At 40.5% G+C, this 19,352-nt stretch carries 20 protein-coding genes and 1 tRNA gene; 18 read left to right on the top strand and 3 right to left on the bottom strand.

Annotated features, from left to right (window positions below; genetic code table 11):
* Positions 1-9: 9 nt before the first annotated feature.
* From ssuD to NSS65_RS04480, 8 genes are all read left to right on the top strand, one after another.
* Entirely contained in the window at positions 10-1,152 is a 1,143-nt protein-coding gene (gene ssuD, locus NSS65_RS04445; RefSeq protein WP_061109585.1) for an FMNH2-dependent alkanesulfonate monooxygenase, read from the top strand.
* A 539-nt stretch (positions 1,153-1,691) separates the two neighbouring features.
* Positions 1,692-1,904: a hypothetical protein gene (locus NSS65_RS04450; protein ID WP_012009371.1), complete on the top strand. Its 213-nt coding sequence runs from the start codon at positions 1,692-1,694 to the stop codon at positions 1,902-1,904.
* A gap of 115 nt (positions 1,905-2,019) precedes the next feature.
* Positions 2,020-2,766 (top strand): ABC transporter ATP-binding protein, encoded by a 747-nt coding sequence (locus tag NSS65_RS04455; RefSeq protein WP_211042992.1) that lies wholly within the window; start codon positions 2,020-2,022, stop codon positions 2,764-2,766.
* Positions 2,744-4,210 carry a hypothetical protein gene (locus NSS65_RS04460; protein ID WP_211042991.1) on the top strand — a complete coding sequence of 489 codons (1,467 nt, stop codon included), beginning with the start codon at positions 2,744-2,746 and terminating at the stop codon, positions 4,208-4,210. Before NSS65_RS04455 ends, NSS65_RS04460 begins: the two co-directional genes overlap by 23 nt.
* Positions 4,194-5,099 (top strand): PqqD family protein, encoded by a 906-nt coding sequence (locus NSS65_RS04465; protein ID WP_034282303.1) that lies wholly within the window; start codon positions 4,194-4,196, stop codon positions 5,097-5,099. The genes NSS65_RS04460 and NSS65_RS04465 overlap by 17 nt, the downstream gene beginning before the upstream one ends.
* A complete protein-coding gene (locus tag NSS65_RS04470) occupies positions 5,096-5,377 on the top strand; it encodes a hypothetical protein (protein WP_024425332.1) in 282 nt (93 codons plus the stop codon). The genes NSS65_RS04465 and NSS65_RS04470 overlap by 4 nt, the downstream gene beginning before the upstream one ends.
* A gap of 60 nt (positions 5,378-5,437) precedes the next feature.
* Positions 5,438-6,094, top strand: a complete 657-nt coding sequence (locus NSS65_RS04475) for a hypothetical protein (RefSeq protein WP_211042990.1) — start codon at positions 5,438-5,440, stop codon at positions 6,092-6,094.
* Positions 6,095-6,221: 127 nt separating this feature from the next.
* Positions 6,222-6,295 (top strand) — tRNA-Gly (locus NSS65_RS04480).
* 98 nt (positions 6,296-6,393) lie between these two features.
* Here NSS65_RS04480 and NSS65_RS04485 read toward each other — a convergent pair.
* The gene (locus NSS65_RS04485) at positions 6,394-6,990 is read right to left on the bottom strand and encodes a hypothetical protein (protein WP_326135007.1); all 597 of its coding nucleotides are present in this window, start codon (positions 6,988-6,990) and stop codon (positions 6,394-6,396) included.
* Between the two features lie 83 nt (positions 6,991-7,073).
* On the opposite strand from NSS65_RS04485, the gene queG reads away from it, so the two are divergent.
* The 10 genes from queG (at position 7,074) to NSS65_RS04535 (ending at position 17,729) form a co-directional block, all read left to right on the top strand.
* Positions 7,074-8,222, top strand: a complete 1,149-nt coding sequence (gene queG / locus NSS65_RS04490) for a tRNA epoxyqueuosine(34) reductase QueG (RefSeq protein ID WP_024427417.1) — start codon at positions 7,074-7,076, stop codon at positions 8,220-8,222.
* Positions 8,223-8,283: 61 nt separating this feature from the next.
* Positions 8,284-9,186, top strand: a complete 903-nt coding sequence (locus NSS65_RS04495) for an amidase domain-containing protein (RefSeq protein WP_111927042.1) — start codon at positions 8,284-8,286, stop codon at positions 9,184-9,186.
* Positions 9,187-9,229: 43 nt separating this feature from the next.
* Complete coding sequence (trmL, locus tag NSS65_RS04500; RefSeq protein WP_034282301.1) at positions 9,230-9,703, top strand: tRNA (uridine(34)/cytosine(34)/5-carboxymethylaminomethyluridine(34)-2'-O)-methyltransferase TrmL; 474 nt, start codon at positions 9,230-9,232, stop codon at positions 9,701-9,703.
* 173 nt (positions 9,704-9,876) lie between these two features.
* Entirely contained in the window at positions 9,877-10,584 is a 708-nt protein-coding gene (locus NSS65_RS04505; RefSeq protein WP_342467363.1) for a YrpD family protein, read from the top strand.
* 375 nt (positions 10,585-10,959) lie between these two features.
* The gene (locus tag NSS65_RS04510) at positions 10,960-12,855 is read left to right on the top strand and encodes a PrkA family serine protein kinase (RefSeq protein WP_024425326.1); all 1,896 of its coding nucleotides are present in this window, start codon (positions 10,960-10,962) and stop codon (positions 12,853-12,855) included.
* A 139-nt stretch (positions 12,856-12,994) separates the two neighbouring features.
* The gene (gene yhbH / locus NSS65_RS04515) at positions 12,995-14,158 is read left to right on the top strand and encodes a sporulation protein YhbH (RefSeq protein ID WP_326135008.1); all 1,164 of its coding nucleotides are present in this window, start codon (positions 12,995-12,997) and stop codon (positions 14,156-14,158) included.
* 364 nt (positions 14,159-14,522) lie between these two features.
* Positions 14,523-15,155, top strand: a complete 633-nt coding sequence (locus NSS65_RS04520; protein ID WP_024425324.1) for an HlyD family efflux transporter periplasmic adaptor subunit — start codon at positions 14,523-14,525, stop codon at positions 15,153-15,155.
* 39 nt (positions 15,156-15,194) lie between these two features.
* On the top strand, positions 15,195-16,814 hold the full coding sequence (locus NSS65_RS04525; RefSeq protein WP_034282298.1) for a DHA2 family efflux MFS transporter permease subunit: 1,620 nt from the start codon (positions 15,195-15,197) through the stop codon (positions 16,812-16,814).
* Between the two features lie 17 nt (positions 16,815-16,831).
* On the top strand, positions 16,832-17,356 hold the full coding sequence (locus NSS65_RS04530; RefSeq protein WP_024425322.1) for a flavodoxin family protein: 525 nt from the start codon (positions 16,832-16,834) through the stop codon (positions 17,354-17,356).
* Positions 17,357-17,369: 13 nt separating this feature from the next.
* On the top strand, positions 17,370-17,729 hold the full coding sequence (locus NSS65_RS04535) for a hypothetical protein (RefSeq protein ID WP_024426616.1): 360 nt from the start codon (positions 17,370-17,372) through the stop codon (positions 17,727-17,729).
* Positions 17,730-17,844: 115 nt separating this feature from the next.
* Here NSS65_RS04535 and cspB read toward each other — a convergent pair whose 3' ends face one another.
* Complete coding sequence (gene cspB / locus NSS65_RS04540) at positions 17,845-18,045, bottom strand: cold shock-like protein CspB (protein WP_008349061.1); 201 nt, start codon at positions 18,043-18,045, stop codon at positions 17,845-17,847.
* A 211-nt stretch (positions 18,046-18,256) separates the two neighbouring features.
* Positions 18,257-19,348: a diguanylate cyclase gene (locus NSS65_RS04545; RefSeq protein WP_326135009.1), complete on the bottom strand. Its 1,092-nt coding sequence runs from the start codon at positions 19,346-19,348 to the stop codon at positions 18,257-18,259.
* Positions 19,349-19,352 lie beyond the last annotated feature (4 nt).

A 19,352-nucleotide genomic window follows, 5' to 3' on the forward strand; every position in this document is an offset into this window, starting at 1 on the left:
GGCGATGTCATGAATATTTTATGGTTTATTCCAACGCATGGAGACGGTCGTTATTTAGGATCAGCGAAAGGGGCAAGACAGGCAGACTATCCATATTTTAAACAGATTGCTCAAGCAGCTGATCAGCTTGGTTATACAGGGGTCTTGCTGCCTACTGGGAAATCATGTGAAGATCCATGGCTGACGGCAGCTGCTTTAGCTGCGGAAACCACTCATTTAAAGTTTCTCGTGGCTCTTAGACCAGGGCTGATGCAGCCGTCTGTTGCTGCTAGAATGACGTCTACATTAGATCGTCTTTCAGGCGGGAGACTGCTGATTAATGTGGTAGCAGGGGGAAGTAAAGAGGAGCTTGAAGGAGATGGGCTGTTCATTTCTCATGATGAACGCTATGAGGCAACAGAAGAGTTTTTGACGATTTGGAAGCGGTTATTGAAAGGAGAAAATGTACAATTTCATGGCAAACATCTACAAGCAGAAAATGGCCGGCTGTTATTCCCACCAGCTCAAACCCCCCATCCACCAGTCTTTTTTGGCGGATCATCAGCAGCAGGAATTCAAGCAGCCGCCAAGCATACAGATGTTTATTTAACTTGGGGCGAACCGCCTGCACAAGTGAAAGAGAAAATTACACAAGTGAAGAAGCAGGCTGAAAAGGAAGGAAGAACGGTGAAGTTTGGCATTCGTCTTCATGTGATTGTGAGAGATACCGAAGAGGAGGCATGGCAGGCAGCGGAACATCTGATTCGTCATTTAGATCAAAAAACCATTGATGAGGCGCAAAAAGTGTTACAGGGGTTGGACTCAGTGGGTCAAAGACGAATGGTGGAATTGCACCAAGGGAGGAAAGACAAACTTGAAATCAGCCCAAATCTTTGGGCAGGCATTGGTTTAGTACGCGGCGGTGCAGGAACAGCACTCGTCGGAGATCCGCAAACAGTAGCAGATCGTATCATAGAATACCAGTCTCTAGGCATTGATACATTTATATTTTCTGGATACCCGCACCTAGAAGAAGCTTATTATTTAGCAGAGCTTGTTTTCCCGCTCCTTCCATTTAAGAGATCTGGGGATACAGGACTCTCTGTGCCAGCCGGTGAAATCATTGGGAACAATCATTTTCCAGATGCATCCTCTGCTGCTAGTTCCTCATAAATTTGAAAAAGCAAAGCAGTCTGCCATGGCTGCTTTGCTTTTTTTCATAGAATAGGCGAGTCATTTGTTGTGTAGTGCTGAACAAGGTAAGGGCTTTTTTCCCAATCGATTTTCTTGTATATACATATTTTTAGAGTCAAGAGAAGAAGGAAAATGTGCTCACTCTTTTATCGGAATGATCAGTAAATATTTCATAATTGGCATTATTGCGACATATAATCAGGACTTTTATATCTGATATATCGGGGGAATTCTTTCTATCTCACAAAAAGGAAAGAATAAATATGATAGATGATAAATATGGACTATTTGAAAAAAAGAAGAAAAAAGATGGTGAAAATGACATTAAATGGGTCTTGTGGTTCTTATGGGGTGTCAAAATCTAGTAAATAAGAGAGGGTTTAAACAGATGGAAGTGAATAATTGAATAAAAAGTCACATTTTAATCAAATGTATGTTCGGTCAAAAATGGGATGTTCTGTAGATGTTTGGCGTGTGACGCCTATGATACGATCATCATAAGCTGGGAGGTGAAAAGTATGACTTATGCAGCGCCGCAAGTTGACTATTCCACTATGGAACCTGCTATTATGGACCAAGCTTGGTTCTTAGTATTTGTTGCTGTCCTTCTTGGATTGGGAGCAACAGTCGTTCTAGGAGCAGCAGTTTGGTGTATCGCAAACGGCAAGGGCAGCTTTACAGGAGCCGTTCAGTGGGAAAGTGGCTTAAAAGTCCAAATTGAATGTAAGTAGCTATACTTAGGATTCATCTTTTTGCTTCTTAGATAAGACACCAGGGCTAAACCGTCTGTGGCGGGCGGTTTAGCCTGATCTGTTTTTAAAGAATATGCAGACACTTGGAGGTTATATGTTTACGATCGAGAATTTAACCAAGACGTATAAAAATAACGTGACTGCTGTCAATGATTTTCATTTAAAGATCGACCCTCATCAAATCGTTGCTGTTGCTGGACCGAATGGTTCGGGTAAAACAACGATGATTAACTGTATACTCGGCATTATTAAGCATACAGAAGGAAGGGTTCACTTGCAGGACGTCACAAATGATGAACCATCCTTTAAAAAACAAGTAGCCTATGTTCCAGATGACCTGCTGCTCCCTGAAGCATTGACTGGTGCTGAATATTTAGATTTTGTTTCTTCTATGTATGAATGTAAAACAATTCACAGAAGAAATCAACTAATTGAACTGTTTGATATGAACTCGGCTTTATCAAGACCGATCGAAACCTATTCACATGGGATGAAAAAAAAGACACAGCTGATTGCTGCATTTATGCTTGATAGTCAATTGGTGATCATGGATGAGCCCTTTAGAGGACTTGATATTGAAGCGGTTATAAACACAAAGAAACTGATGAAGCGGTATGCCGAGCACCATGGTGCGATCTTGCTTTCAACGCATGATATGCTTTCAGCGGAAGAGCTGTGCCACAAAATCGCCATTATTTCTAAAGGAAATAAAATGGATGAAGGAACGGTCTCAGCCTTAAAGGAGAAGTATCAATCAAGCACACTGGAACAGGTGTTTCTGAAAGCTTCAATGTTAAGTGATAGGGGTGCACATTTTGATGAAATCATTAATCATTTCTAAAATGATGCTTAAAATGTGGCAGCAGGAGATGTATAAGCTCTTTGATACTCAAACGAAGCGGATCATTGTGGTCTTATTCTTTTTGTTTGCCGTCACAATGGGAGCCATTATCGGATACAGCTTTACAGGTGTCTTTATGAAGGCTTTCTTAAATGGAGATGAACGTTCACTTGGATTACTCGTCGTGTCAATGGCGATCAATGCTTCTATATTTACAAGCTTGTTATTCGTTTTGATCAAGGTCAGAACACCTGAACAAGACCGGTTTTCTATGCAGCTCAGCTGGTTCCCGCTCTCTACCTTTCAGAAAAGTTTTGGATACTTCATTCCGATGGTGACAGTGGCGGCAGGGCTTGTTTTATTTTTTATCGGCATTCTGCTTTTACCTAATTTTATTGCCCAGGGAATTGGTATTTTTTTTATCTTCACTTTCTTTTTGATGGTGCTTTTGCAGTCGCTTTTTGTCTTAATGCTGCTCCAGTTTATTTACAATATCACTTATTTACTCGTTTTGAAATTAAAATTACCGTTGCAAAAATTTGCAGCGATATTTGTTTTATTGGCACTGGTCGTGGCGTATGGATTGACGCATTTTGATATTAGTCAAATTCAGCAATCATATATTCAGTTTGATTATCATTTGATGTATTTGACAGCACCGTTTTTCTTAGCGGCACAAGGAATGCCTCCTGAAGGGGTAAATTATGCCATTTTGATTCTGTTCATCCTCTTATCGGCAGGCGGGGCATTTCTTTCTCTTGCGATGATGCCGATTATGGCAGAGAAAAAAGCGCTAACCTTTTTACACAAGCTGCCGTTCTCTTCTTCAAAGAAGTGGTCGCTTATTGTGAAGGAAATGAAGTCACAGGTGCGAAATGAAGAAAACATTTTAAACTTTCTTATTCTCCTCATTGTGATCTTATTCGTCCGTTATCAGTTTGGATTCCGCTTTGAAGATGAAGCATTTTTTGTTCTATGCGCTCTTGCTGGTTTAACAGCCTTCAATTCGTTTGGCAATGATAAACGAATGCTGGGCATGTATAAAACATTTGGTCTGAGATCTTGGGAAGTGGCTTTATATAAATTTATCGGCCTTCTGCTCGTAGGTGTACTGCAAATTGTTTTATTCATGCTGACAACGCTGACGCTTCCTGATCAGATTTGGCACGCATTGATTGGTGCTGCCGTCTTATGCAATGCCACTGCGCTCTTTTATGTGGTAGGTATCTTACTTCCTCTAGATCGAAACAATCCCTACACAGGCATTTTTTCATTTGGAGCGCTTATTTTACTCATGATTCCGATTGTTTTTATTGGGAACTATGTCATAGGGGCGTCTAGTCAAGCGCTTCAGTGGCTGCTTATGGCTGCATTTGAGGGTCTGCTCATCTTTGCCATATACAAAGGTTTTTCATGGAGGTATTCACATGATTCAACTTCTTAACAATAAGCTAAAGATTGAGCGGGTACCGGCACTAGCGCCGTATGTGACCTTACAAAAGAGGCATCTCACGGATACGCAGTATGGAAGCACACTCCCGATCAATGAAAGTGCCTATCATATGTTAACGAAAGTGGACGGTAAAAGAACTGAAGCGAGTATTACCGCAGAGCTCGCCGATTTGTTTCAGGTCGATGAGTCGGTGATTGCTCGTGACTTTTATCAGCTGATGATGGGATTGAATCAGCATCACTTGCTGTCTATTCATTATCATTCACCATATCGGATTGTGACAGCCTGCTGTCAATTTTTCAAGCAGTATCAAGTCAAAATGAAGGAACGATTTGATTGTACTGGTCACTCGTTCCTTCACATTTTTGGGACGGCTTTGCTCATGGTGACACGTAAAATCATCTTTTTCTGGATGCTTTTCATGGTCATGGCAGGGATCGCTTTTTTATTCATTCCTGATCCGTCGATTGCAGCCATTGCGATTTATTTTACGATTATTTATTTCGGGTTAATTACCGGAACCGCCTTACATGAGGCGGCACATGGCTATGCGCATCGAAAATTTGCAGGGCGGGATGGGCCTCAAGGCTTTTTTGCGAGTGACATGATGTCAGTGAAGTTTGTAAGGCCCGTATTAGATCCATTTCAGAAAAAGCAGGTATGGATTACGCTGCTTGGTCCGCTTGTTCCCGGTGTGATTGGCGCAGCAGGCATCATTGTGACCATTTTATTTCTAAAAGAAAATCCGGTTTCGACAGGATTTTTCATTTTTTCAATCACGTATTTTATTCAATTACTCTATCTTCTTCCGTTTATGGGGGATGGTAAGTCCATTATGAAGCAGCTATTGCTTGGGGGAATGGGAGGACAACGATCATGAACGTACAGGCGATGAAACAAGGCGCGATAGTTGGTAGTTTTCTCGGATTCTTAGGCTTTCCGATGCTGACAATCGGTGTACTGTTCTATCATTTATTTCAATCAAAAACGAATGATGCTTTATTATTTAACAGTCTCGCTTTTGAAATGGAAGGCTCGTCCGCATTTACTTTTCAGATCAAGCCAAACTTTTTTATTTATATGATGGTGATTTTTGCTGTGAGTTTTCTCATTGTGGCATTCTTATCAGCCATGAAGCAGAAAAAAGCAAAAGGTTAGGAAAATTCTCCTAACCTTTTTTGGTATAATAGGAAATAAAAAACACCAAAGGGGATCACAATGTTTAAAAAATGGAGCATTCTTTTATTCACAGTTTTTCTATTAGCAGGATGCGGCGAGAAGGCCGAAGAAACCACGACAACCGAGAAGACGGTTTCGACAATAAAAACAGAGCCTGCCACTAAAAACCAAGTAACCATCGAACAAATGAAACTCTCAAAAAAAGAAAAAAACTTACTAGAAGCAGCAACGGCTAATGAAAAGGTGGCTCTGACACTGAAAGGATTAACGAAGAAGAATAAGAGTATTACGTTTATCGGGAGTCATTACAAAAATGGACGATTAGTGAATAAGGAAGCATCATCTGCTACCTTTACTTTACACCAGGATGGAACCGACCAAACGGTGAATGTACTTCTTCAATTACATCATGAGAAAGATACATATGAATCACAATTTAGTATTTGGTCAAATAAAAAGAATGATGGGATGACGAAAGCGACATCAAGCTTCCCGTTCAAAGTAAGTGACTATGTATTTTCTGCACAATCTGAAACTGTCAAAGTTGCTTCTGGAGGAAAGGCACTGATTGCGTATACAGCGGCGATGGGGAAAGACGGGGGTTCAACAATATTTGAAGAGATTGAGGAGAATCCAAAGCAAGCACTGAAGAATAAGTCACATGCATACTTATTTTATATCCAGCTAGATAAATAACTATCGTAATATATACGGAGAATATGAAGTTTTTTGACGAAAAATTTTCATATTCTCTTGACGAATTGTTAAGAAAGTTGTAACATAATAAAAGTCAACGCGATGACGTTGCTTTTAAAAGATTGATGCGGGTGTAGTTTAGTGGTAAAACCTCAGCCTTCCAAGCTGATGTCGTGAGTTCGATTCTCATCACCCGCTCCAATACATAATTTTGTTTATAACGCAGTATTTCGTTTCTTAGATAAACGAAGTGTTGCGTTTTTTATTATGTCAGTATAATGTGAAAAAGCACTGTCAGGCTACAGTGCTTTTTCAATGAGTTCATATTTGCTTTCTCCGCCATGTATTTGTACAAACATCTTCGTCAAGGATTGAATAAGAGCTTCACTCTTTTCCCGGGAAATAGATGGCGGGAAAAGGATGATTTGAAGAATGTTCTTTGTGTCTTGAGAAATTTGTGCTTTACTTGTTTGAGAAAATAATCCATTCAATCCTGCGCTGTCCTGCCATTTGATGTCACCAGCCTCATGTTTTGCCAGTGAAAGCGGTCCTTTGATGCGATCGGCATCTAATGTCAGGATAGGTAAGAAATATTTTAGTGAGAAAAATATCGACAAATCCTGTACGGAATTGGTCGAGTCAATAAATTGTTCCTTTTGGATGTTAGAAAGAAGTGGAAGGAAAGGAACGTCTTTTAAAAGATCCGTCCATTCTTTGATGGCTGGTACTTCTTCTAAGACTTTATCTTCGTATTCAAAAAATAAAGATTCTTGAAACAAGCGTAAGCGGCCTTTTAACATTTGAGGTGATGTACCCACTTCAATATGTGAATATTCAATCTGCCCAACATGGATAGACGGGTTTTGAGGATGAGAAATTTCCATATGTATCTTCACAGTGACTCACTCCAATCGGTCATGATACACTCGTATTATACTGAAAACAACAGAAGAAACAAAGAAAGGAGGTTTGCAAGGTGATTCATGTTGGAGAATTAAAAGAAGAATTGATTCAATATGCGAAAGAAATTGGTGTCGATAAAATTCGATTTGCAAGTGCCGATACATTTGATTCATTAAAGGACCGCCTCATCTTACATGAATCGTTAGGGTATTTGTCAGGTTTTGAAGAGCCTGATATTGAAAAAAGGACAAACCCTTCTTTGCTGCTTCCGAAGGCCAAATCAATTGTTGCGATAGCGCTCGCGTATCCTTCCAAAATGAAAGATGCTCCTCGAAGTACAAAGGATGCGAGACGGGGGATTTTTTGCCGGGCTTCATGGGGAACAGATTATCATGTTGTGCTGAAAAAAAAGCTTGATATGCTCGAAGAATTTCTGCGAAGCAAACATGTCGATATACGGACAAAATCAATGGTGGATACAGGAGAATTATCTGATCGTGCTGTAGCGGAACGTGCTGGCATTGGTTTTAGTGCAAAGAACTGTATGATTATCACGCCAGAGTTTGGATCTTATGTGTATTTGGCTGAAATGATCACAAATGTTCCGTTTGAACCGGATGAGAAAATTGAAGACCAGTGCGGAACTTGTAATAAATGTGTGGATTCGTGTCCAACGGGTGCGCTTGTGAATCCAGGGCAGCTGAATTCTCAGCGGTGCATTTCATTTTTAACGCAGACAAAAGGGTTTTTACCTGACGAATTTCGTTCGAAAATAGGGAATCGATTGTACGGGTGTGATACATGTCAAACTGTCTGCCCGATCAATAAAGGAAAAGACTTTCATCTGCATCCTGAAATGGAGCCAGACCCTGAAATTGCGAAGCCGCTGTTAAAGCCGCTTCTGACGATCAGCAATCGTGAGTTTAAGGAAAAATACGGTCATGTTTCAGGTTCATGGCGGGGGAAAAAGCCCATTCAGCGGAATGCAATTTTGGCACTCGCTCATTTTAAAGATACATCTGCCTTACCAGTGTTAATTGAGTTGATGCACAAGGATCCAAGACCGGTCATTCGGGGAACGGCTGCTTGGGCAATTGGCAAAATTGGCGATGATCAGCAGCTCCCAGAGTTGGAAAAGGCCCTTGAGCGGGAAAGTGATGAAGAAGCGAAAGAGGAGATTGTGAAAGGGATTGAGCTTTTACAGACACCTTTAAATACTAAATAACATCCCTGTGAACATAGAATGAACCAAACAAAGATTTTAAAAAATGTTTGGTGGTGTCTGTGTGAAACAATTATTAGAGAAAACTTTAGAAGACAGGCTGGCGTATTTAATCAATGACCGTGCAATCAAACAGCCGCAGCTTATGTCTGATGTGGAAGCAGTAGAGCGGAAAAAAGAGCTTTTTGCTAGAAGACAGGTTGAGATTGTGAAGGCGAAAGCAAAAACAAAACTTCTCGATTCAGCCATTCAAGATGATGGGGCTCAGCATGTGCAGTACCTTGCTCATCTCACATATGTATGCAAGGATGTAGACGATTCTTTTTATTTAGAGGAACAGGTGGAAAAAAGAGAAGCGTTTCTTTATAACAACATGCTTGTTAAAGATCGGATGATGTTAGAAGAGCGGCAAAGGGAAGAGCATATGGATGAGCGCTTTCAGACCGAAGAACAATTCGGGAGAGCCTTTCATTATGACCGGCGGGCAGCCGTGAAGTATGCGGAGACATATTGGAATAAACGGAATCCAGCCTATAAAAACTTTGAAGATAACTGTACAAATTTTATTTCACAATGTTTGAAAGCAGGGAACGCGCCAACGAGAGGGTATCCAAACCGCGGGTCTGGCTGGTGGGTGCGTCCGCATACGTGGAGCTATAGCTGGACGGTGGCTCATTCGATGAAAAATTATTTAGCGAATTCGAAAGCGGGTTTGAGAGCAAAGAAACTCAAAGAAGCCCACGAGCTTCAAATTGGTGATGTCATTTGCTACGATTTTGAAGGTGATGGAAGGTATAATCATACAACCATTGTCGTTGATCATGACAAAGGCGGAATGCCTCTTGTGAATGCACAGACGTATGACTCCCGCATGCGCTATTGGTCATACGAGGATTCGACTGCCTATACACCTGCTATTCGATATATGTTTTTTCACATTTTGGACGATGCCGCGAAGGATAGTTAGTGGTATAATGTTGAGCGGAAATGAAAATTAGAGGTGAACTTTTTTGGGACTTCATGTCGTTTTATATCAACCAGAGATTCCAGCTAATACTGGAAATATTGCGCGTACATGTGCAGCAACAAATACAACCCTTCATCTGATTCGTCCGCTTGGTTTTTCGACAGATGACAAAATGCTGAAGCGTGCAGGACTCGATTATTGGAAATATGCCAATGTGGTCTATCATGATTCACTTGATGAATTATTTGAGGCACATCCGAAGGGGCAATTTTTCTATATCACAAAATTTGGCCAAAAGCCGCATACAACATTTGATTACTCTCAGCTGGATGAAGACTATTTCTTTGTGTTTGGAAGAGAGACAAGTGGATTGCCAAAAGATTTGATTGAACAAAATATGGACCGTTGTCTTCGTTTACCGATGACAGAGCATGTTCGTTCTTTGAATCTGTCGAATACGGCAGCCATTCTTGTATATGAGGCACTTCGCCAGCAGCAATATCGCGATCTCATATAAGATCATGATTAAAAGCCGAGATACTGATCTCGGCTTTTTTATATGAGTTAAGAAACAGAAAGATGAAAAATATGACTTAATTATACTTTTTTTGACATGTTAAAAAATAGGTAGTATGATAGATTGTGATCACGTTTTCAAAAAATGATGAATCCATTAGGAGGAATAATGAGATGAAAAAGCTACTGATCACTAGTGCCATTAGCTCAGCAATTTTAATGGGGACGCTTCCAGTCAGTATTCCAGGACTCTCTCAGACGCAGGAGATAGAAGCAGCGCAGTTATCAAAAGGGATTGGCGGGCGTACTTATATCAATAGTAACGGATCCATATTGGTCACAAAAATTCAACTCCCTTCCACAATGAGTGTGTCAAATGGTACAGCTTATATTTATTCTGGATTCACAGGTTCAAAAGAAGTGGATATTGGTCTTCAATACAGTTCAACCTATAATGTGTGGAAACCTACGATGAAAGTAGGAGCAAATAATCAAGAGACATATATCGAAGGAAAAGATGACTTCACGTATACAAAGGGATTTAAACCTGGAAGTACTGTTCAAATGACGATTTATAAAAATTTGAATGGGCATACAAGAGCGACGTTCTGGGGCACAAATAATGTTGGTTATACCGGCCGCATTATTACAGAAATTCAAAACTCAAACATTGGCTCTGTGACCAAGTGGAAACTACTGTCGACGGTAGCAGTAACTGACGATATTTATCGAAAAGACATTCGGGCGAATTTCTCTACTCGTTTTACTGACATCACATTGGATAATCGTGCCGTTACACCTGTGGTCGATACGCAAGACTTTACGAAGGTGCAGGTGTCAGGGAATACAGTGAATATGCAAGTGCTGAAAACAACGAACTAAATGAAAAAGGATGTTCCGCAAATGGAACATCCTTTTTTTCATTTACCAGGCTTGCCTTCGTAGCCAGCAGTGAAAATGGATACTAAAAACGTAATGATGACGCCCATCATAATGACCGTTCTCATATAAGCTCCCCCTTATCCCTTTGTTCCGTTCGCTGCCTGTTTCATATGATGTGAAGTTCACCTTGAAAAGCAGGAGAAGAAAATCATTTTTCTCCTATTTTTCCTTTATTATGAAGGGTCTTGCGGATGGTTGTCAATTCAGTTTGCCAATTCGTCATTTTGAAGAACGAAAGCATGTAATAGGACGCCTCCGCATAGATTGTAAAACAGTATCTGATTTCTAGCTTCAATCTTGAAAGAGGAGGTTCATATGGATATTTTAAAGAAAATCGAACAGCACAGAGAAGAAGAGCAGCGTCTGAAATGGGAAGGCACATTCAGCGATTATTTAGACATTATTAAGGAAAATCCACTTGTCGCTCAATCTGCTCATTCTCGCGTTTATCATATGATTAAAGACAGCGGGATTGAAGAGGAGAATGGGGTCAGAACCTACAAATTTTTTGATCAGGAGCTGTTTGGGTTAGAGGAATCACTCGAAAGATTAGTGGAGGAATATTTTCACCCTGCTGCAAAGCGGCTGGATGTCAGGAAGCGTATTTTATTACTGATGGGACCAGTAAGCGGGGGAAAATCGACGCTTGTCACTAGATTGAAAAGAGGACTTGAAGAATATTCACTCACAGATCATGGCGCAGTCTATGCGATCAAAGGCTGCCCTATGCATGAAGATCCGCTTCATCTCATTCCGCAAAATCTGCGGGAGGATTTCTATAGAGAATATGGGATTCGTGTGCAGGGGAATTTGTCGCCTCTGAACATGATGAGACTAGAAGAGGAATATGGCGGCAGAATTGAGGATGTAAGGGTCGAGCGGATCTTTTTCTCTGAAGATAAACGGACCGGCATTGGTACCTTTAGTCCGTCTGATCCGAAATCTCAGGACATTGCCGATTTAACAGGAAGCATCGATTTTTCAACCATTGCTGAATTTGGATCAGAGTCAGATCCCCGCGCCTACCGCTTTGATGGAGAACTCAATAAAGCAAACCGAGGGATGATGGAGTTTCAGGAGATGTTAAAGTGTGATGAGAAATTTCTCTGGCACCTTCTGTCATTAACGCAGGAAGGAAATTTTAAGGCAGGAAGATTCGCCTTAATTAGTGCAGATGAATTGATCGTCGCCCATACGAATGAAACCGAGTACCGGTCGTTTATTTCAAATAAAAAGAACGAGGCGCTCCATTCAAGAATTATTGTGATGCCAATTCCTTATAACTTAAAGGTCACAGAAGAAGAACGCATTTATCATAAAATGATTTCAGAAAGTGATGTCTCAGATGTGCATATTGCCCCGCATACGCTGAAGGTAGCAGCAATGTTCTCCATTTTGACGAGACTGAAAGAGCCGAAGCGTTCTGATATTGATTTGGTGAAAAAAATGCGTCTGTATGACGGAGAAAGTGTCGAAGGCTTCCAATCAGTCGACATTGATGAGATGAAAAAGGAATTTCATGACGAAGGGATGAGCGGAATTGATCCGCGGTATGTGATTAACCGAATTTCATCTACCATCATTCGAAAGAATATGGAATCGATCAATGCACTGGATGTCCTTCGCTCCTTAAAAGAAGGGCTCGATCAGCATCCGTCTATCTCCAGCGAGGATCGGGAGCGTTATTTGAATTTCATTTCAGTCGCGCGAAAAGAGTATGATGATATTGCGAAGAAGGAAGTGCAAAAGGCCTTTGTGTATTCCTATGAGGAGTCTGCGAAAACGCTGATGGATAATTACTTAGATAATGTCGAGGCATACTGCAATAAAAACAAGCTGCGTGATCCGTTAACGGGTGAAGAAATGAATCCTGATGAAAAGCTCATGCGTTCAATTGAGGAGCAGATTGGTATTTCTGAAAACGCCAAAAAGGCATTTAGAGAAGAAATTCTGATTCGTATCTCGGCTTATGCGAGAAAGGGAAAACGCTTTGATTATAATTCACATGAGAGATTGCGGGAGGCCATTCAGAAGAAGCTGTTTGCTGATCTAAAAGATGTGGTGAAAATCACGACATCGACGAAAACACCGGATGAACAGCAGCTGAAGAAGGTCAATGAAGTAGTGGCTAGATTAATTGATGAGCATGGCTATAATTCAACAAGTGCAAATGAACTTTTAAAATATGTAGGCAGTCTTCTGAATCGATAATAAACGAAGGAGGCATTATTGGCGCATCAGCACCGGTAATGTCTTTTTTAGAAATGATCGTCAACTTGGATGACGAGCAGCATAGGATAAAGGAATCGATGGCTAGAAGAATTGTGCAAATAGGTGAGGAGGGGGATGGATGTCCCGGCAAGAAAAAAGTCAGTTTATTGTGTCTCAGGAAGACTGGTCCCTCCATCGAAAAGGCTATGACGACCAGCAGCGTCATCAGAAAAAAGTCAAAGAGGCGATTAGAAATAATTTGCCGGATCTTGTTACAGAAGAAAGCATCATCATGTCGAACGGAAAAGATGTTGTGAAAATTCCGATCCGTTCATTAGATGAATATAAAATTCGGTATAACTACGACAAAAATAAACATGTGGGTCAAGGCGATGGAGACAGCGAGGTTGGCGATGTTGTTGCACGTGACGGCTCGGACAGCAAGCAGGGTCAAGGAAAGGGGCAGGGTGCTGGAGATCAAGTTGGTGAGGATTATTACGAAGCAGAAGTCTCATTAATGGATCTCGAGGAAGCACTGTTTCGTGAACTGGAGCTGCCAAACCTCAAGCAAAAGGAGCTTGACGACATCATTGTTGAACAAATTGAGTTTAACGATATTCGCAAAACCGGGTTAACAGGAAATATCCACAAAAAACGAACGATGCTGTCGGCATTTAAACGAAATGCGATGACAGGCAGTCCTTCCTTTTATCCGATTTACCCAGAGGATATCAAGTATAAAACGTGGAATGAAGTGACCAAACCAGAGTCGAAAGCTGTCGTTTTGGCGATGATGGATACGAGCGGAAGTATGGGGCTTTGGGAAAAATATATGGCGAGAAGTTTTTTCTTTTGGATGACACGTTTCTTACGGACAAAGTATGAGACGGTCGATATTGAATTTATTGCCCACCATACAGAGGCGAAGGTGGTAGACGAAGAACATTTCTTCTCACGGGGTGAGAGCGGGGGGACCATTTGCTCGTCTGTCTATCGAAAGGCACTAGAGCTCATAGACGAACGATACCCGCCGTCGCGATATAATATTTATCCTTTTCATTTTTCTGATGGTGACAATTTGACCTCAGACAACGCCCGGTGTGTGAAACTTGTTTCTGAGATCATGAAAAAAGCCAATTTATTCTGCTATGGTGAAGTCAATCAATACAACCGGCATTCTACGTTAATGTCAGCATATAAACACATTCAGGATGAGAAATTTAAGCATTATATTTTGAAGCAAAAATCAGACGTTTTTCTCGCACTAAAAAAATTTTTTCAGCAGGAAGAAGTTCATTCATAACGAGCACATTTGAAAAAACCTTTCAGCATAAGGGCTGAAAGGTTTTTTGTGTGGAGAAGGAAAGGATCGCCAAAAAAAAAGTAAAACTTTCTCTTTGACATTTCAATTTTCATTTATTAATATTTAATCTTGTTAAATATAAGTTTTTCAAAAAAGATGCCGATCGTCTTTTCTTCTTTTTCTGCTCTTTGCTCATAAGTGAACAATAAGTATAAATGGGCTGCACACCATGATAGGGGCGGGAGTAGAAGAAGGGAAAAGGACAGAGTGTTGAGCTTGTTTCATATTCTGTCAGATGATGGGCATTCTAAGTTTGCTAAAGCAGATGACACTATATTTTTATACATGAAAGGAGAAACAAAACATGAACAGAGGGCGTTTATTGCTAACGAACATTATTGGCCTTATTGTGATTCTTGCCATTATTGCCGGAGGTGCTTATTACTACTATGAAAGCACAAACTTTGTCAAAACAGATGAGGCAAAAGTGACAGGTGACATGTATCAAATTACAGCACCAGCAGCTGGACAAATCAAAGGCTGGGATATCAACGAAGGTGACGAAGTGGAAAAAGACAGCACAGTTGCAAAAGTTGAAGGACAAACAAAAACAAACATTAAAGCAGTGGCTGATGGCACATTAGTCAAAAAAGAAGTACAAAACAATCAACAAGTGCAGCCTGGTACAGTTCTTGGTGAAACAATTGATTTAAGCAAGCTTTACATCACAGCAAATATTAAGGAAACAGATATTAAAAACATTGAAAAAGGCGACAAAGTCGACATCGTTGTAGATGGAGATCCTGATACAACATTTGAAGGAACTGTTGAACAAATTGGTTATGCGACAAACTCAACATTCAATATGCTGCCAGCAACTAATTCAAGTGGCAACTATACAAAAGTAACGCAAAAAGTAGCAGTGAAAATTTCAATTAAAAATCCATCAGACAAAGTGCTTCCAGGTATGAATGCTTCTGTCAAAATTTCATCTTAATGATGATTGATATCAAAATATGAAAGGAGGTTGTCTGAGATGGCAAATCAACCTGCAACGACAAAACAGGGAACAGGCTCCTTGTCTTTACTGATCATTTTAATGGCCGGTTTGTTCGTAGCGATTTTAAACCAAACGCTTTTGAACGTAGCTATGCCCCATTTAATGACAGAATTTAATGTGAGTGCAACGACGATTCAGTGGCTGACAACAGGCTACATGCTTGTCAACGGTGTGCTGATTCCGTTGTCTGCGTTTTTAATCACACGTTTTGGACAGCGCAGCTTATTCCTAGTGGCTATGATCTCGTTTACACTAGGTACATTTATTTGCGGCATTGCGCCAAACTTTTCAACGATGCTTATTGGCCGTTTGATTCAGGCTGTCGGCGGCGGTATCTTACAGCCGCTCGTTATGACAACAATCCTTTTTATTTTCCCTCCGGAAAACAGAGGGAAAGGAATGGGGATTTTTGGTCTTGCGATGATGTTTGCTCCTGCAGTAGGACCAACATTATCTGGTTACATTATTGAACATTATTCTTGGCGTATTATGTTTTATGGACTTGTGCCAATCGGTGCGATTGTCATTATCGCGGCTTTCTTTATGTTTAAAAATATTGTAGAGCCTAAAAAAATCAAGCTGGACAGTCTTGGTGCGATTCTTTCAATCGTCGGTTTTGCTTCCCTTCTATACGGTGTGAGTGAAGCAGGAAGTGATGGTTGGACAGATCCGATCGTCTTATCTACGATTATTATTGGTGCGATTGCGATCATTCTCTTTATTTTCCAACAGTTGAAAGTTGATAATCCGATGCTTGATTTCCGCGTATTTAAATACAGCATTTTCTCATTATCAAGTGTCATTAACATCATTATTACGGTTGCTTTATATACGGGGATGTTCTTACTTCCAATTTATCTGCAAAACCTCGTTGGGTTTACGGCATTGCAATCTGGGCTATTAATGCTTCCAGGGGCACTCGCGATGCTCATTATGTCCCCGATTTCAGGGATCTTGTTTGATAAATTTGGACCTCGTCCGCTTGCCATTGTGGGGATGCTCATTACCGTTGTCACGACGTATGAGTTTACGAGGCTGACCATTGATACTTCCTATAGTCACATTGTGCTCATGTATGCAGTACGCGCATTTGGTATGTCACTCTTGATGATGCCGGTTATGACAGCAGGGATGAACCAATTACCGCAGCACTTAAACAGCCATGGTACAGCGATGTCTAATACATTAAGACAAATTAGTGGTTCCATTGGTACGAGTTTGATCACAACGATTTATACGAATCGGACGACATTCCATTATTCCAATATGGCGGATCAAACAAATACTGCGGACCCGTTCTTTATGAATTCATTCCAGGCGGCTGTATCGAATGTGATGCATCATATGGGCATGACAGCAGAAGCTGCTCAAAAATATGTATCTACCCAGCTCTTTACAAAAGCACAGGTTGATTCAAACGTGATGGGCATCAACGATGCTTACATGTGGGTGACATTATTCTGTGCCGCTGGTGTCATTCTCAGCTTGTTCCTGCGAGATGTTCGTAAGGATAAAAAGCGAAAAGAACAGCAGCATAAGAAACAAGAAATATCACTGCTTCCGGCACCTAAGGAAGCTAACCAAGATGCAAGATAAGTGTGGAGGGACCGTACATGAAAATTTATGTTGTATACGATAGTGAAGGTGACCATACAAAAGCACTTGCAGAAGCAATTGCAGCAGGCGCGGGTGAAACAGAGCAAGCTGAAGTATTCATTGATCACGTGAAAGATGCGGATATTCGCAAGCTTGATCAAATGGATGCGATCATTTGGGGCTGCCCTGGTCACTTTGGTACCATTAGTTCTGGGTTAAAGACATGGATTGACCGTCTCGGCTACTTATGGGCAGAAGGAAAACTAATCGATAAAGTCGGTGCTGTTTTCTGTACAACTGCTACAACACACGGCGGTTTAGAAATGACAATGCATAATTTGATCACACCAATGTTCCACCAAGGAATGCTTGTTGTCGGCCTTCCTGGAAATGTCCCAGAGAATGCTTTATACGGCTCTTACTATGGAGCTGGTGTGACATGTCCGATCGATTCAGATGAATTGATTTCGACTGAAGGCATTGAACTTGGAAAAGCACTAGGAAGACGTGTAGCATCAGTCACTGCATCATTTAAGCGATAAGGAGAGGGTTCTTTTGGCGACGATTATTGTAGCGTTAGTAGCTGCTGTTCTAGTCATTATTGGATTAGTAGCGTTCAATGTCAGACACGCATCAGCCGATAAGGAAGAGATCAAAGAAGATGTCTCCAAACAGCCTGACGTGCCGCATAGCGAGCCAGAATCTGTGGCGAGACATGTAGAGCCTGAAGTTGAAAAAAAAGCGTCAGAGCCTTCTCAAACGGATGATGCTGCGTCTGGCGACGATTTCTATAGACAGGCGCTTCAAAAGTTTAAGCAGCCAGAACCACCTGTCAAAGAAGAAGAACCAGAGACAAAAATGAATGATGATATGTATCGTTCTGCTTTGCAGAAGCTAAAGCAGAAGGACAAATAAAAAAAGAGAACCTCTCATCAGGTTCTCTTTTTTTTATGGTACAAAAAAACCGCCGGCAGAAGCCGGGCGGTTTTCCTTCACTCTATAAAGTGCTAAAAGAGCAGATGCTCTTAAATTACGCTTTGTTAACGTTAGCAGCTTGTGGTCCACGGTTACCTTCAACGATTTCGAAAGAAACTGATTGACCTTCTTCTAAAGTTTTGAAGCCTTCGCCTTGGATAGCAGAGAAGTGAACGAATACATCGTCTTGACCTTCTACTTCGATGAATCCGAAACCTTTTTCAGAGTTGAACCATTTTACTTTACCTTCTAACATGAAATTTCCTCCTAAAGCGATCTTAACGCTTAAATTCACTATTCTTGCTCTTACACAAACTTCAAAGACGAAAACTCTTTCAAAACTTTCTTCTTAAAGATGATACGAACAAAAATAATTACCTTTACTTTACCAGTGTTTGCGGGAAAAAACAACTGTTATACGAAAACTTTTTTAAAAATAATTAGTGCTAACAAATTGAGGAAAATGCCTATGTCAAATGGTCTTTTTTTCTCTCTGAAAAGCTCACTTGATTTCGGCCGGACTCCTTCGCTTTATAGAGCTCCTGATCAGCTATAATCGGTAATTGCTTGATGTCTGCACCAGTTCCATGAGAATAAGCACATCCAATTGATACCGTAGTGTGAATGGACAGACCGTTTTTTAAATAAATCGGCTGATCGGCTATTTTTTTTCGCAAGCGTTCTGCAATCTGCCATGTTTTTTCAATTGTACAATTTGGTAGAAGGACAGCGAATTCTTCACCGCCAATCCGACCAATATAATCAGAGCTTCTTGTGTTTTTAATCAGTCTTGTACCAATTTCTTTTAAAACAATATCTCCCTCATGATGCCCATATTGATCATTGATGGTTTTGAAGTAATCGATGTCTAGGTAAATAAGGGACATTTGATGGATAGGCTGCTTCAACTTCTTAGTAAAAGCTTCACTTAATACCTCATCGAACTTCCGTTTATTTAAAACACCTGTTAAAAAGTCATAATGAGCTTGGAATTTATATAAATTTAACAGCTGATATGCTTTTGTTTGATGTTCAATGACATAAAAGTTAAACAATCCAGCAATATATGAGAAAATCCAATAAGTAGAATGCAGCTGAAATGATGTCTCATGCACGATCAAGATGAACAGGCTTGTGGCAACCACATTACCAATCGTAATGGATAACAGCATTTTCACAACATGATTCATATGACGCTCTGCAATCAAAAAAGAAGAAGCTGCGATAAACATCATGGAAAAAATATTGATGGAAGAAGCGATGTTGGCTTCAATTAATAATCGGCCAATGATCACAATAAAAGCTGCAATCATTGTTTGGGCGATGCCTCCATAAAAGGCCGTTAAAATAAGGGGAATATGTCTTAAATCGATGATCGCTGGTCCTGTTTTAATAGAGAAGAACATTAAAAGGACACCGAGTAACCCAGAAAGCATGCCTTTGCATATTTGTCTGAGCAAGGTATCTTCTTTCTTCAGAAAATTCTCTTTAAACACAAGCATAAATAAATAATGGAAAGTGACAAGAATTGTTAAATTAATAAAGAGGTCTCTTAGCAAAATA

Origin of the sequence: Bacillus sp. FSL K6-1006 (genome assembly GCF_038593175.1) — a bacterium.
Taxonomy (GTDB): domain Bacteria; phylum Bacillota; class Bacilli; order Bacillales; family Bacillaceae; genus Bacillus; species Bacillus safensis.